Origin of the sequence: Sulfurihydrogenibium yellowstonense SS-5 (assembly GCF_000173615.1) — a bacterium.
GTDB classification, from domain to species: domain Bacteria; phylum Aquificota; class Aquificia; order Aquificales; family Hydrogenothermaceae; genus Sulfurihydrogenibium; species Sulfurihydrogenibium yellowstonense.
Genome location: NZ_ABZS01000025.1, coordinates 1 through 12,573 on the forward strand (window position 1 = coordinate 1; position 12,573 = coordinate 12,573).

Below are 12,573 nucleotides of genomic sequence, written 5' to 3' on the forward strand. Positions count from 1 at the left end.
TGTTTTATTCATGGAAAGAATTATCCAGCTTAAAAAAGATGGTTTAGACACTTACAACGCAATCATTCAAGCAAGAAAAGAGAGATTAAGACCAATCTTAATGACAACTTTAACAATAGTAGCATCGTTGATTCCTGTTGCACTTGGACTTACAGAAGGCTCAGAGATGCGTCAGCCGTTAGCAATAGCTGTAATCGGTGGACTAATGACAGCACTTCCACTGAGTTTATTTGTAATACCAATTTTTTATATGATTATTGATAGAGTGAAAATTTTCAGGACATGAGGTTTTTAAATGAGTAAGGGAATTATAGGTAATAAAGTTAGCGAATTAAGAGGTGTAATAAACGAATACAGTATTGCTATTAGGGATTATGTGATGTCTAAAAATTGGGAAAAAATACGTTCGTGTATGGACACATTAGGGGATACAGACCTGGCAATAAATACATACTTTGATATATCTGACAATTTGATAAAAGATCTTTCTAATAAACATTTTAAGGATGATAATTATGGTTTTGAATATGGTATTAAATATCTTCTTCTTTATGGTGTACTACAAAGCATGTTTATTCAACAAGATGCATTTTTAGGTATTTATTATGAGATTATAACACCTGAGGAAGAATTCAGTGAATTTAAGAAAAATTTTTTTGACAAATATCCTATTCTAAAAAAGATAAGAGATATAAGAAATAAGGCAATAGGGCATCCAACTAATAAAAAAGATTCTAATAAAAAAGATTCCGATAAAAAAATGAATATTTCAATTTCATAACTAGATGGTCTATGGCACAAGGATATTTTGAATTATCAACATACAATGATTCAGGAAGAGTCGGGACTATAAGTATTAGATTAGAGGATCTTTGGAAAGAACAGCAAGAAATTATTTCAAAACATATAGAAGAGATAATAACATTCCTTAAGAATAAAGAAAAAGAAATAGTTAACAATTCAAATAGGAGGTAGTAAAAATGCATGACTTTGAGTTTTACAATCCAACAAAAATTATTTTTGGGAAAGGTAAAGAAAACCTTATTGGAAAAGTTTTGAAAGATTGCGGCATCAAAAAAGTTTTATTTGTATATGGTCAATCATCGATCAAAAAGATAGGCTTGTATGATAGAGTGATATCAAGCTTAAATGAAAATGGCATCCAGTGGGTTGAGCATGGAGGAGTAAAGCCTAATCCGGTACTTAGCCATACAAGAGAAGGGATAGAAAAAGCTAAAAAAGAAAAAGTAGATGCTATTTTAGCTGTTGGCGGCGGCTCTGTACTTGATGAAGGAAAAGCCATCGCAGTAGGAGCAAAATCAGATGTAGATGTATGGGAATACTTCCATAGAGACAAAGGGATTACAGATGCACTTCCGGTGTTTACAATTCTCACGTTAGCAGCAACAGGAAGTGAAATGAACGGATACGCTGTTATCACAAATGAAGAAACACAAGAAAAATTATCCATAGGCTCTGAGTTAATCTATCCAAAAGTTTCTATTTTAAACCCAGAATTGACTTTCACAGTATCTAAGGAGTATCACGCTTACGCGGCGGTTGATGCAATAGCACACACAATAGAATGGTATTTTACTTGCACAGTCTGTCCTAATTTAGAAAACAGGCTTGTAGAAAGCATAGTAAAAACGGTTATGGAAACAACAGAGAAAATATTACAAAATCCAACAGATTATGATGCAAGGGCTGAGTTTATGTGGGCAGCAACTCTTGCGCTAAACGGCATTACAAGAACAGGCTATGCAGGTGGTGTTTATGTAAATCATATGATAGCCCATTCTCTTGGAGCTTTATACGACCTTCCACATGGAGCTTGTTTATCCATCGTTATTCCTGCCTGGATGTGGTGGTATAAAGACAAAAACAGAAAACAATTTGATAGATTTGCAAAAGAAGTGTTTAACCTACCGACAGCAGAGGAAGGAATAAAAGCTTTAAAAAATTGGTTTAGTAAAGTTGGAGCACCGGTTTCACTTCAAGATGGAAAAATACCATCATCAGATATAGATAAGATAGCTAACCATGTTTATAACACAACTGCAAAGCTATGGGGATTGGATAAAATCTACACAGTAGACAAAATAAAAGAGATTTTATACTTGGCATTAAGGAGTAATACTCTATGAGTACAAAGGATAGAATTATCTTAGCAGCAAAAGAGCTGTTTTCTACAAAAGGATATCACGAGACGAAAGTCTCAGATATTGTGGAAAAAGCCGGCGTCGCACAAGGAACATTTTATCTGTACTTTAAAAGTAAAGAAGATTTATTTTTAGAGCTGATAAAAACCCTTCATCGCAGGCTTATGGAAGATTTAGAAAAATACTATCACAAAGAAGATAGCTTTGAAGTTAAAATAAAGAATCTTTTAGAAGATTTTATAACAGAAATCTACAACAACAAAGAAATAGCAATAATATTTTTCCATTATCTACTTGGAATCAACGAAGAGTTTAAGAATATCTACATTCAAAAAATCTCAGATTTACAAAAACTTTTAGCAAAAATCATAGAAAAAGACCTGCCAAGTCAGGACTCTTTTGTAGTTTCCAATCTTATCATCGGATACATTAGACAGCTTATTTTTAACTGTTTACTTATAAAAAATGAAAGTTTAGAGAGATTAAAAGAAAGATTAGGCCAGGACTTATGTATAATATTTAAAAGTATAAAATAAAGAGGTTTTGTAATGAAAAAATTAATTCTTCCTATCTTAGCAACTTGGACGTTTTCCTACGGACTTACCTTACAAGATGCTATAAATGAAGCGGTTGCAAACAATCCAGAGCTAAAATCTTATAGCCAGCAGATAGCAACTTCTGAGTATCAGTTAAAAGCAGATGAAAATCTTCAATTTCCAACTTTTTTTGTATCGGCATCAGAAAAATTTTATAACAAAACACCAATGACAAAAATTCCTAACTTTCCAGTTTCCTTTAAACAGTCAAACAAAGACTTTTTTACATTCGACATAGGACTAAACCAAGCAATCTATACAGGCGGACAGGTAAAAAACAAGATCCAGATATCAAAGCACAACCTTGAAGCTACAAAGTATTACTATAAAGAGATGAAAGATGAGATTACAGCACAAGTAATAAAAGCTTATTTAGATGTTTTTGTTGCATCGGCGTTAGTAGATGTTTATAAAAAAGAGTATCAAGCAGTTGAGTCCATCTATAAACAACAGCAAGAATTTTTTAAAGAAGGTTTGATAACAAAAGTTGACTTGCTACAATCAAAGGTAAGACTTGCAGAAGTAGAAAGGTCTCTAACAGAAGCAAAAGGAAATCTGAAAATAGCACTTGCAAGACTTTCAAAGCTAACAGGAAAAAATATACAAGAAGATGAAAAATTTGAAAAACCGGTTTTAAACATAAAAGAGCTAGAAAATTATCAAGAGCTTTTAGAGCAGGCATTAAATAACAGAAATATAATCTCATTCTACAAAGAAAATATAAAACAATCTCGGCTATCTGCAGAGATAGAAAAGGCACAGTTTTTGCCAAAGGTTTTTGTTCAAGGTGAATATCTATACACAACACAGAGTCCATACCTTGACCCAAAAGGAAATCTTATATTTACAGCAGGATTACAAGTAGAATTTCAAGGAGTGGCTCCATATTATAAATATCTGCAAGCAAAATCAAACACGCAAAAACTCAGCTTTGACCTTGAAAACATTAAAGAAAATATAAAACTTGAGATAAAAACAGCCTATGAAAATTACATCACTGCAAAACAAAACCTAAGAGTAGCAGAAGAAAGTCTTGTCTACGCAAAAGAGTACTTTGAGCTTGTAAAAGAGCAGTACTCTAACCAGCTTGCAACAAACACAGATTTATTAAATGCTGAAAGTTCATACACAAAAGCCTACGAAAGCAGAGAAATAAACTTCTACAATCTGCAAAAAGCATACGTTGACCTTATGAAGTCAGCAGGAAGATTAGAAGAGGTGTTAAAATGAAGAAAAATATAGGTCTTTTTGTTGTCTTAGTTTTAATTCTTATCTTTGCTGTTTTTGCCATAAGATGGATAGAGCACAGAATGAAGTATGTAATATCAGATGCTGTTTTTGTTGAGACTGATTATTTGTCTAATCTAGGATTCAACAGAGTAAGCGGAAAAATTATCCAGCTGTACAAAAAAGAAGGCGACGCAGTAAAAGCAGATGAAACAATAGCTAAAATAGATGACACAGATTACAAAATCCAACTTGAAAATATAAACTATGAGATAGAAAGTCTAAAACAACAAAAATCACAATTGGAAAATCAGCTTTCAAGAATCATACAAGAAAATGAATTAAATCAAAAAATAACAAGCTTAACCACGCAAGAGATTGAGAAAAAAATAGAGAGCCTAAGCGCACAAAAATCTCAAGTAGAAGCACAGATTGAAAAAGCTAAAAAAGATGAAGAAAGATATAGAAACCTTTTAGAAAAAGGGCTTGTCCCAAAGGCTAAGTATGAAGAGATAAACACACAGTTAAAAGTGTTATTAGACCAAAAGAAAGCAATAGAAAAATCTATCTCAGAGCTTAATTTGTCAAAGGCTAAATCTAAAGAGACTGTAGAGCTTGTAAAAACACAAGGACAGGTAAGTAAAGAAATCCAAGACCAAATCTCAGCACTTGAAAATAAGATTTTAGCACTTACAAAACAAAAAGAAGATTTAGAAAATCAAATAAAATATACAGAGCTTAAATCTCCGTACAATGGCATCATTGCTAAAAAGTACGTATCCATTGGTGATATTGTAAAAGCCGGACAGCCGGTTTATGCAATCGTCAAAGAAAATAGCTTTTATATAAAAGTTTTACTTGAAGAGACAAAGCTAAGCGGTGTAAAGGTTGGCAACAAAGCATACATAAAGTTAGATGCTTATCCTGACAAAACCTTTGAAGGTGTGGTGGAAAGTATAGATATTGCATCTGCTGCAAAGTTCGCACTTGTTCCAAGGGATATATCAGCAGGAGAGTTTACTAAATTGGCACAAAGGATACCGGTGAAAATAAGAATAACAAAAGGGGATATGGGCCTTTTAAGAGTTGGCTTAGGTGGAGAGGTAGAGATCGAGAAGAAGTGATGGAAAATAAGCCTATCTACGAAACAATCACAAACTTAGAAAGAGGATTAATTACTTTTATAGTTATGACCGGAGCCTTTATGGCTATCTTGGATACAACTATCGTTGACATTGTCGTTCCAAAGATGATGGGACCACTTCAAACAGACCTTTACGGCATTCAGTGGGTAATAACAGCCTACATGATAGCTTCAGCTGTAATGTTAATTTTATCAGAGTGGCTTGATAAAGTCATAGGTCTTAGAAAGGTATTTATAGCCGGAATTATTATATTTACACTTTCATCTTATATGTGTGGAGTAGCACAATCCTTAGATTGGATGATATGGTCAAGAATCGCGCAAGGTATCGGCGAAGCTTTGATTATGGCAACAGCACAAACGATTTTATTTTCTGTCTATCCAGAAGAAAAAAAGGGCTTAGCAATGGGGATATTTGGGCTTGGTGTTAGCTTTGCACCGGCACTTGGACCAACTCTTGGGGGATACATTACAGAGTATTTAAACTGGAGATGGGTGTTTTTTATCAACCTGCCGGTAGGAATTTTAACAACCATCCTTGCAATTTTTTATCTTCCGGAAACAAGCATGATAAGAGAAAAGGCAAAGCTAAATTTTGTATCCTATTTTTTCTTATCTGTTTTTACAATAGTTTTATTAATATTACTTTCAAAAGGGCAACAACTTGGTTGGTTTATGTCTGATACGATAGTATATCTAACTATAATTTCAGGGTTTGCATTACTGTTTTACATTCTTTCAGAACTCCTATCAAAAGAACCATTGATAGATTTTAGAATTTTTTTAATCAAAGAATACTTTGTAGGTTTTATGGTATTTTTCTTACTTCTTGGATTTTCAATGTATCAGATTTTTTACCTTCTTCCGCTTTACTATGAAAACCTAAAAGGACTCCCAACGTTTGAGGCAGGACTTCATATACTCGCCTTTGCGTTTTTTATAGCTTTATTTTCTCCAGTTGCCGGCATTTTGTCTGATAAGTGGAATGAAAAGTATGTTTTATACATAGCAACAGTTTTATACTTGATTACATCTATCTTTATAATTCCAAAATTAGATTACTACACACCAACAGTTAAAGCTGCAATAATGACCGTTCCTCTTGGCATTTCTATGGGAATGTTTTTTGCACCAGTTACAACCTTAGCACTTAGAAAGCTTGGACCAAAAACATCCCTCGGTACAGGACTTATGCATTATGGAAGGTTTGTAGGTGGTTCATTTGGAACCGCAATAGCCACAAATGACTTATACAGACATCAGTGGGAGCATTTTGAAGGGATAAATGCAATGCAAAATTACAATTACATAAGTCAGTTTATTGATAAAATCAAAGAAAATATGGTAGCAGTTCCGGAAAACGTAGCAGAGCTAAAAGCCAAGGCTTTATTTTATAGCGTCGAATATCTTCAAAGTCTAAACTTTTCATTTCAAGATACATTTTTTATCGCCGGGTTATTTGGCTTACTTGGAGCTTTACCTGTTATTTATATGTTGATTTCCGATTTGATTAGATCTAATTCTAAAAACACTTCTAATTAAAGTATGTCGGGTAAGAAATTAGACAAAGGCAGAAGATTTTTTGCCGACTGGTTACCAAGGAGTTTTTTAGATGCTTTATCCGTGTTTGGATTTCTCACCTCCGAGGTATGTTATAATAAAATTAAAAGAGGATAGAATAATGAAAAAAACCTCTACTTACTCATTTGGGGTATCAAAGAGAGAATCCCATAATTCTTCCGCTTTCTATAGACTGGAAATTTATAAAAACACAGAGAGCCCTTTGCAAATACTTAATTATGTTGTTGAAACTCTTCGGTCAGAAAAGAATGTGAACAATTTAAACAATTTTCAACAAAACACAATGGATTGGATGAATAAAATCTATTGTCAGTCTAGCGAGAATATGTTTCAAATTCCAGATGGAAGTATAGCACTTGCTTTTACTTCACCTCCATATAACAATGGTAAAGAATACGATAAAAATTTAAATTTAAAAGAATACCTTCTTTTACTTGCGAGAGTGGGTAAAGAAGTTTTTAGAGTATTAAAAAAGGGCGGAAGATATGTAATTAATATAGCAAACCTTGGCAGAAAGCCCTATATTCCTTTACACAGTTTACTCTATATAATACATGCAGAGATTGGATTTAGACCAGCAGGAGAAATAATTTGGCAAAAAGGTAAAGGAGCAAGTGGTAATTGTGCATGGGGAAGCTGGCTTTCTGCAAAATCACCACGAATAAGAGATATACATGAATACTTACTTATATTTGTTAAAGATGATTTTAGCAGGCCTGATAAAGGCGTATCAACAATAAGCAAAGAAGAGTTTTTAAACTATACCATATCTATATGGGAAGTTCCTCCTGCATCAGCAAAGAAAATAGGACATCCTGCTCCTTTTCCTATTGAATTAGCATCAAGAGTTATAAAGCTTTTTAGCTACGAAAATGATGTTATTCTTGATCCTTTTGTCGGTTCAGGAACTACTTGCGTAGCAGCTAAAAAATTAAAGAGAAATTTTGTAGGCTATGATATCAACGAAGAATATTGTAAAATTGCCTTAAAAAGATTACAGGAGGAATAATTGGAATGGATAGTGATAATGATCTCGAACAGTTATTTGAAGAATTAAAAATTTACGAAACACTTTGGAGCAAAGATGTCGAAAAAGGATTTTTAAAAAGGTACTTAAAAAAATATGGACCAGACTCTCTATTTTACAAAATAAAAGAAAATGATAAGATAAGATATTATACTTATTACCCTTCTTCAATTGCAAAAAATCTAAAAAAGAAGGACACTATTCAATCAAGAAATGCTCTCATAGGAGAATTTACTGAAAAATTTGTGAAGTATCTTTTCAGTAAAACTGAGTTAGTATCCAAAAAAAAGCTTTATATAGTAAATAATGCTATATGTCCAGAGTTAGGATTGACCGCAAATAGTCCTGCTGATATAGTAGTATCATCCAGAAATGAGCGAATACTTAATAAGAATGATATATATTTAATTGGAGAAGTAAAGATGTCTCTCGTATGGAATTGGAGTTTCAATCCTGACGATAATAGTCTTACTGAAGAAGGAGATTTTACTTCTCATATTGGACAGCCAAGCTTATTAAGATCTGATTCTGTATTAAAAGCTATAGGAAAAGCAGTAAATATTCGTTTGTACAATTTTGAGGAAGTTATACCTATTGTAATTATTTGTAATACACCTATACAATCTTCTTATTTGGAAAAAATAAATAACTTATTCTCGAAATATTTTATCCACGGAATATTATCACTAAATCCCTACCTTAAAAATGTGTATGGTAATTATATACATAATACAAAGACAGGATCGGTAGTAACGATAGAAAATCTATCCCAGCTTAATGACAAAATATCTAAATTTATAAAAGAAAGAGAAAGCAAGAAAAAGATAATTATTAAAGCTATAGATGGTAATTTTAGAGAGGAGCTCAAAAAAGAAATAAGATATATTAAAGATACAGAGGAAGCGATAGATTTAGTTTTAAAAAGACTTGGAATTTAATGTTAGATATTTGTTTAATAAACTTTAAAATGAAAAAATATTAAAAAATAGAGACATATTTAATATTTAAAGATTTTTCAAAATAGTGTTATAGAGATCAGAGGTTATATTTTTACCCATTTAGTAAAATTTTAACTGTCACCAAGAAGTTTTTTCAGATGTTTTATTCATATTGAATTTCTCACCCAATTATAAAAATCCGAGGTATTATATCATTATAAAACATTATAAAAATATATTAAACATATTATATTGTTAAAATTTATCATAGTTAGTATTTTGTTTATATAAACAAATAAAAGGAGGTATACACTATGGAAACTTATGTAGTATTCCTGCTCTTATTTACTCTAGCTATATTGGCTTATGTAATTTATTTTGTTAAAAAATCAAAGGAAGAAGTTAAATAAAAAGTTAAAGAGGTATCCTGCAAAATTAATCCAGTAATTCAAAAAATTACTGGGGAAAAATATGAATGTGAAGAAGGAGAAATCCACTTTAAAACTCAAAATAAACAATAACCTATATGGTGGGCTCAAAAGCTCACTTTTAATTTCTATCCAAAAAGTATATTCCTTTTATTGGTAAATATCGTTCATAAATATGTGGTAGGTTTAAAGACTCGCTGATTATTTTTCCATGTCCGCCGGTTAGTATTATGTTAAATTTATATTTATATTCATTTTCAATTCTACTGATAACTCCTTCAACTAATGATAAATATCCATTATATATTCCAGATTGAATGCTTGAAATGGTATTTTTACCTACAATATTTGAAGGTTTTTCAATCTTTACTTTTGGAAGTTTTGCAGTTTTTGAAAACAAGCAATTTACAGAAGATTCTAATCCAGGAAAAATAAGCCCGCCATCATATTCAGAATTTTTATTAACCACATCAAAAGTTACTGCCGTACCAAAATCGATTGCTATTAATGGTGGATTTAAAATATTTATAGAGGCAAAAGCGTTCAAAATCCTATCCGCTCCAACTTCTGACGGGTTTTCATAATTGATTTTCAAAGGAACTTTTACATCCTTTCCTATTAATAACGGGTTTACATTCAATAATTTTTTTAAAGCCTTAGTGATTTTTTCTTCAACCTGTGGAACCACAGAAGATATATAAATTTTATTAACATTTGTTTCATTCAAATTGTAAAAGTTTAAGAAAAAAGAAAATTTAATCAACCAGTCATCAATGGTTTTATCGTGGTCTGTTTGAAATTTTAATGTTTCAATTTTATCTAAATCCTTTATATATCCAATCTCAGTGGTTGTATTACCAATGTCAACTGCTAATATCAACTTTCCTCTTTACCTTTACTAAAGACTAAATTTTTATATCTAAAGAAATAATCAACAATTGCTTTGTAAAGGCTTTGGGCAAACTTTTCTAAAAATTTATCATTTGCCAACAATCTTGCATCATTTTCATTTGTTATAAACGCTGTTTCTACCAAAACAGACGGAATTGACGGAGTTTTTAAAACTGCAAAGTTAGCCGATTCAATTCTTTTAAACTCAGTATCTTTCAAGTTTCTTTTTAAATAAATCTGAGCAAATTTTGCAAAATTTAATCCCTCTGTCATTGTATGGCTTATAGCCATATCTGCCACTATTTTATTTACATTTGGATTAGCACTAACTTTTATAACATTCAATACTGTTTGGTTCTCTCTTTCCTCTACCATTTTAGCAAGTTTTGAAGTAGCGCCTCTTAAATTTAATGTGTATATGTAAGTTCCGGAAAGATTTGGATTTTCAGATGCGTTTGTGTGAATGCTTATAAACAAATCTGCTTTTTTTTCTATAGCGATCAATGTTCTATCATACAGTGGAATAAATCTATCATCTTCTCTTGTTAAATATACTTTAAATCTTGGGTCTTTTTCTAAGAAAGATTTGAGTTTTAAAGCAACTTTTAGATTGATATCCTTCTCCCTTAGACCGTTAGCCGTTGCGCCAGGGTCATGTCCACCATGTCCCGGGTCTATGACTATTATTTTCTTTCTTCCTGCAAAACTTTTTGGCACTTCTATTTCTATAGAATTCGAAGAGTTGTTATCTGAAGCTTGCATTTCTAAACTTTTTAGAATTTTATTTAAAACATCATCTGAATCTTTTTTTGAAATCACTTTTTTAGATTCTTTATTTTCTTTAACAGTATTATTTTCACTTACACTTTGTTTTTCTTTTTTGTCCAGCACTTTCAAATCAATAACTAATCTATCTGGATTAGAAAGACTAAACACCTTAGGGTCCATATTATCATTTATCTCTAAGTAGATTATGGTTTTTTTGGTAAACGTATCTTTTGATATTTCTATAGATTTAACAAACCTCGGGTCTAATTTTATAGCTGAATTTTTAAATTCACCATCTATTTTGAAAATAAGAGTAGTAGATACTGGCAAATATTCATAATTTTTTACACCATCAAAGACAATTCTGTAGCCATAATCTTTTATTCCGGTTCTAATTTCAAATGCTTCTACATAAAAAACCCATATTAATATGCTTAAAAAAATATATCTTAATGTTTTCATATCAAATTTATCGGATTTCTGAATAAAAGCTTAAACTAATGTAAACAAAACCCGAGACCCAAAAACTGAGTCCCGGAAGTAGATATCTAACCAGAAAGCTCTTTTCTTAATCTTTTAGCTACGTTTACCATATTTCTTAGTGATGGTATTGTCTCTTCCCATCCTCTTGTTTTTAAACCACAGTCTGGATTTACCCAGATAAGGTCTTTTCTAATGTATTTTAATGACCTTCTTAAAATTTCTTCTATCTCTTCTTCTCTTGGAATTCTAGGAGAGTGTATATCGTAAACTCCTATACCAATTCCATGGTCGTAGTTGAATCTTTCAAATGCTTCCAAGATTTCTCCTTTACTTCTTGATGCTTCAATAGAGATAACATCAGCATCCATTTTGTAAATGTATTCAATGATTTCGTTAAATTCTGAATAACACATATGGGTGTGGATTTGGGTCTCATCTTTAACCGTATCATGGGCTAAGCTTAAACGCTTTTACTGCCCAGTTTAAGTAAGCTTCCTGTTTAGATTTTTTAAGCGGCAATCCTTCTCTAAATGCCGGTTCGTCTATTTGAATGATTTTTATGCCGGCTTTTTCAAGGTCTAAAACTTCTTCTCTTAAAGCTATTGCTATTTGATAAGCTACTTCTTCTTTTGGAATGTCTTTTCTGTAGAAAGACCAGTTTAGAATTGTAACAGGCCCTGTAAGCATACCTTTTACCGGTCTGTCAGTTAAGCTTTGTGCATAAACTGTTTCTTTTAATGTCATTGGATTTGGTCTTGAAACATCACCATAAATGATAGGTGGTCTTACGCATCTTGTACCATATGATTGAACCCAGCCGTTTTTAGTAAATGCAAAGCCTTCCAACTTCTCGCCAAAGAATTCAACCATATCTGTTCTTTCAAACTCACCATGAACTAAAACGTCTAAATCTAACTCTTCTTGAACTTTTATAACATGTTCAATTTGTTTTTTGATAAAGTTTTCATACTCTTCTTGCGAAATTCTTCCGGCTTTGTAGTCTGCTCTATACTTTCTAACTTCTTGTGTTTGTGGAAAGCTTCCGATTGTTGTTGTTGGAAGTAAAGGAAGTTTTAATAATTCCATCTGCTTTTTATATCTTTCTTCAAATGGAGTTTTTCTTCCAACTTCTGCATTTTTTATTTGTGCGACTGTTTGCCTTACTGCTTCATTATTGTATTTAGAGATGATAGATTTAACATCTGCTTCCGGTAAATCAACGCCGTTTATAAAGTGGTCTTTCAATGATTTTAATTCTGCTAATCTTTCGTCAGCAAAAGCAAGAATATTTATAAGGTCTTGTGATAAATGTCCCTTTTCTGGTTCTA

12 protein-coding genes and 1 pseudogene are annotated in these 12,573 nt (G+C 31.8%); 10 read left to right on the forward strand and 3 right to left on the reverse strand.

Annotated elements, in window-relative coordinates:
- The 10 genes from SULYE_RS01760 to SULYE_RS01805 all read left to right on the forward strand — a co-directional run.
- The coding region (locus tag SULYE_RS01760) for an efflux RND transporter permease subunit (RefSeq protein ID WP_007545916.1) at positions 1 to 286 on the forward strand (286 nt) is incomplete at its 5' end.
- A gap of 9 nt (positions 287 to 295) precedes the next feature.
- The gene (locus SULYE_RS01765) at positions 296 to 781 is read left to right on the forward strand and encodes a hypothetical protein (RefSeq protein WP_007545917.1); all 486 of its coding nucleotides are present in this window, start codon (positions 296 to 298) and stop codon (positions 779 to 781) included.
- Between the two features lie 11 nt (positions 782 to 792).
- Positions 793 to 975 carry a hypothetical protein gene (locus tag SULYE_RS01770; RefSeq protein ID WP_007545918.1) on the forward strand — a complete coding sequence of 61 codons (183 nt, stop codon included), beginning with the start codon at positions 793 to 795 and terminating at the stop codon, positions 973 to 975.
- A gap of 5 nt (positions 976 to 980) precedes the next feature.
- Positions 981 to 2,147 (forward strand): iron-containing alcohol dehydrogenase, encoded by a 1,167-nt coding sequence (locus SULYE_RS01775; protein ID WP_007545920.1) that lies wholly within the window; start codon positions 981 to 983, stop codon positions 2,145 to 2,147.
- The gene (locus SULYE_RS01780; RefSeq protein ID WP_007545922.1) at positions 2,144 to 2,698 is read left to right on the forward strand and encodes a TetR/AcrR family transcriptional regulator; all 555 of its coding nucleotides are present in this window, start codon (positions 2,144 to 2,146) and stop codon (positions 2,696 to 2,698) included. Before SULYE_RS01775 ends, SULYE_RS01780 begins: the two co-directional genes overlap by 4 nt.
- Positions 2,699 to 2,710: 12 nt before the next feature.
- Positions 2,711 to 3,988 (forward strand): TolC family protein, encoded by a 1,278-nt coding sequence (locus tag SULYE_RS01785; protein ID WP_007545924.1) that lies wholly within the window; start codon positions 2,711 to 2,713, stop codon positions 3,986 to 3,988.
- Positions 3,985 to 5,109: an HlyD family secretion protein gene (locus SULYE_RS01790; RefSeq protein ID WP_007545925.1), complete on the forward strand. Its 1,125-nt coding sequence runs from the start codon at positions 3,985 to 3,987 to the stop codon at positions 5,107 to 5,109. The genes SULYE_RS01785 and SULYE_RS01790 overlap by 4 nt, the downstream gene beginning before the upstream one ends.
- Positions 5,109 to 6,671: a DHA2 family efflux MFS transporter permease subunit gene (locus SULYE_RS01795; protein ID WP_007545927.1), complete on the forward strand. Its 1,563-nt coding sequence runs from the start codon at positions 5,109 to 5,111 to the stop codon at positions 6,669 to 6,671. The genes SULYE_RS01790 and SULYE_RS01795 overlap by 1 nt, the downstream gene beginning before the upstream one ends.
- 364 nt (positions 6,672 to 7,035) lie before the next feature.
- Complete coding sequence (locus SULYE_RS01800; protein ID WP_232178546.1) at positions 7,036 to 7,719, forward strand: DNA-methyltransferase; 684 nt, start codon at positions 7,036 to 7,038, stop codon at positions 7,717 to 7,719.
- A gap of 5 nt (positions 7,720 to 7,724) precedes the next feature.
- Positions 7,725 to 8,675 carry a hypothetical protein gene (locus SULYE_RS01805; protein WP_007545934.1) on the forward strand — a complete coding sequence of 317 codons (951 nt, stop codon included), beginning with the start codon at positions 7,725 to 7,727 and terminating at the stop codon, positions 8,673 to 8,675.
- 549 nt (positions 8,676 to 9,224) lie between these two features.
- Here the strand turns inward: SULYE_RS01805 and SULYE_RS01815 are convergent.
- The 3 genes and pseudogenes from SULYE_RS01815 to metE form a co-directional block, all read right to left on the reverse strand.
- Positions 9,225 to 9,983: a type III pantothenate kinase gene (locus SULYE_RS01815; protein ID WP_007545935.1), complete on the reverse strand. Its 759-nt coding sequence runs from the start codon at positions 9,981 to 9,983 to the stop codon at positions 9,225 to 9,227.
- Entirely contained in the window at positions 9,980 to 11,224 is a 1,245-nt protein-coding gene (locus SULYE_RS01820; RefSeq protein WP_007545937.1) for an N-acetylmuramoyl-L-alanine amidase, read from the reverse strand. The genes SULYE_RS01815 and SULYE_RS01820 overlap by 4 nt, the downstream gene beginning before the upstream one ends.
- 86 nt (positions 11,225 to 11,310) lie before the next feature.
- A pseudogene (gene metE / locus SULYE_RS01825) lies at positions 11,311 to 12,573 on the reverse strand (5-methyltetrahydropteroyltriglutamate--homocysteine S-methyltransferase); the annotation flags it as partial.